A 2,214-nucleotide genomic window follows, 5' to 3' on the forward strand; every position below is an offset into this window, starting at 1 on the left:
CCCCCGGCTCCCGCGGATCCTGCAGGCGGTGCTGGCCCTGTCGGCTCCCGCCGTCGTCTTCCCGGCGGCGGCCCGGCGCTACGGGGTGCCGTTCACGCTCGATCTCATGCCCGCCGGGCGCAAGGTCGTCGCGGTGTCCGAGCCCGCGCAGATCAAGGACGTCTTCGCCGGCTCGCCGTCGGTCTTCCACGCCGGCAAGGGCAACGACCTGCTCCGCCCCCTCCTCGGCGAGCACTCGCTGCTCCTCCAGGACGGTGACGAGCACGCGCGCGCCCGGCGGCTGCTGGCGCCGGCGTTCGGGCGGCGCGAGATCGACGGCTACCGCACGCTCGTCGAGGAGGTCACCCGCGAACAGCTGGACCACTGGCCGCGGTCGGGCCGCGTCCGCGCCCACGTGCTGCTCAACCAGCTGACGCTCGAGGTGATCCTGCGGGTGGTCTTCGGGGTGACGGACTCGGCGCGCCTGGACCGGATGCGGCCGATCGTCGCCCGGGCGGTCGATGCTGGCCCGGTGGTGATGATCGGCCTGGGGATCCCCGCGCTGCGCCGGCGGTGGCCGTGGAGCCGGGAGGTGCGGGACCTGGAGACCATCCACGAGTTCCTCGGTGAGGAGATCTCCGCGGCCCGCCTGGACCCGGCCCTGTCCGAGCGGCGGGACCTCCTGGCGCTGCTCGTCCGCGCCTCGGCGGCCGACGCGCAGGGACTGTCGGACCAGGAGCTGCGCGATCAGCTCATGACCCTCGTGGCGGCCGGGCACGAGACCACGGCCACGGCGATGGCGTGGTCGATGCTGGAACTGGCCCGCCACCCGGACGTCCAGGACCGGTGTGTGGCCGAGATCGCCGAGGGCGGGTCGGAGTACCTCGACGCCGTCCTCAAGGAGGTCCTGCGGTTGCATCCGGTGGTGCCGATGGTGATGCGGGAGCTGCAGGAGCCGGCCACCGTCGGCGGGCGGACCTACCCGCGGGGAGTGACGATCTCGCCGTCTATCGTCCTGGCCCACCGCTCCGCGGCCACCTACGCCGGACCCCGTGACTTCGACCCGGGGAGGTTCCTCGGCGAGGTGCCCACTCCGACCGAGTGGCTGCCCTTCGGCGGCGGCGCGCGCCGCTGCATCGGGGCGTCATTCGCGATGATGGAAGGCCAGGTCATCCTGCGGCAGGTGCTGGAGCGGTACCGCCTGGAGCCGGTGGGCAGCGGTCGCGAGTGGCCGCGGTCCCGCAACGTCACCCTGTACCCGTGGCGCCGCGCGCGGGTGGACCTGCGGCGGCGCTGAGCCCGGCCTGCGGGCCTGCGGGCCCGCAGCGCTCCGTGGGCCCTCAGTTCCTCCTCAGGGCCGCCCGGGAGCCGGATCCGCCCGAGTGACGGGTGGTGGGCAGGAGGTTAACGGGACTCAGATGTGCGTTTCGGTGGAGATTTTCCTACCGTGGAGGCTGTGAACGCTTCTGAGACGTCCTCGCCGCAGACCGAAGCGCACCGCGCCTCGGTCACCCGTATGTACACGTGGATATCCGAGAACGGCAGACTGATCGAGCAGGTCAGGGTCGTCCCCAAGGGTGATTCCACCCGCGCCCGCGGTCGGATCGTCGCCGCCCCCGGCGCGGACAACCCCGCCTTCACCGTGGAGTACGAGGCTCAACTCGGCGCCGACACGACCCTGCGCCGGGTGTGGCTGACCCTCACCACGGAGGAGTACGAGCGCACGATCGACCTGGTCTGCGACGACGAGGGGGCCTGGCTGCTCGAGGACTCCTCCGGCACCCGCTCCCGCGTGGGCGGCGACGGCGTGGTGGACGTGGACATCACCTACAGCGTCTTCTTCGCCAGCGTCATGATCCGTCGCCTGGGTCTGCACGCACAGCCGGGTTCCGAGGACGTACGGGTGTTGTCGGTGGATTCCATGACGCTCGACGTCACCGAGGACACGGTCACCCTCTCCAGCGACGACGAGCAGGTCCACGGCATCACCGCCACCGCGTCGACCAGCGCGACGGTCGACGCCGACGGCGTGATCATCGACGTGCCGGGGCTCAGCCGAAGGGCCTGAACGGCCAGCCGAAGGGCCTGAACGGCCAGCCGTCGGGCCTTTCAGAGCCTGTCGGCGAGCCTGACCGCCCTGCCCGCGGCGCCCGCCTCGCGGAGCGCCTCGAGCCACCCGGCCGCCCCCGGCGTGACCTCCGCCGGTCGGAGATCCCCGCCGGTGCGATCGGCCTG

At 72.4% G+C, this 2,214-nt stretch carries 2 protein-coding genes; both read left to right on the forward strand.

The window, feature by feature from the left end:
* Positions 1-1,276, forward strand: a 1,276-nt coding sequence (locus G6024_RS13810; protein ID WP_159148955.1) for a cytochrome P450, incomplete at its 5' end; no start/stop codon positions are given.
* 159 nt (positions 1,277-1,435) lie between these two features.
* Complete coding sequence (locus tag G6024_RS13815) at positions 1,436-2,047, forward strand: putative glycolipid-binding domain-containing protein (protein WP_227022370.1); 612 nt, start codon at positions 1,436-1,438, stop codon at positions 2,045-2,047.
* The last annotated feature ends 167 nt before the right edge of the window (positions 2,048-2,214 follow it).

The sequence above is a fragment of the Dietzia maris genome (assembly GCF_014144855.1).
GTDB lineage: Bacteria > Actinomycetota > Actinomycetes > Mycobacteriales > Mycobacteriaceae > Dietzia > Dietzia kunjamensis.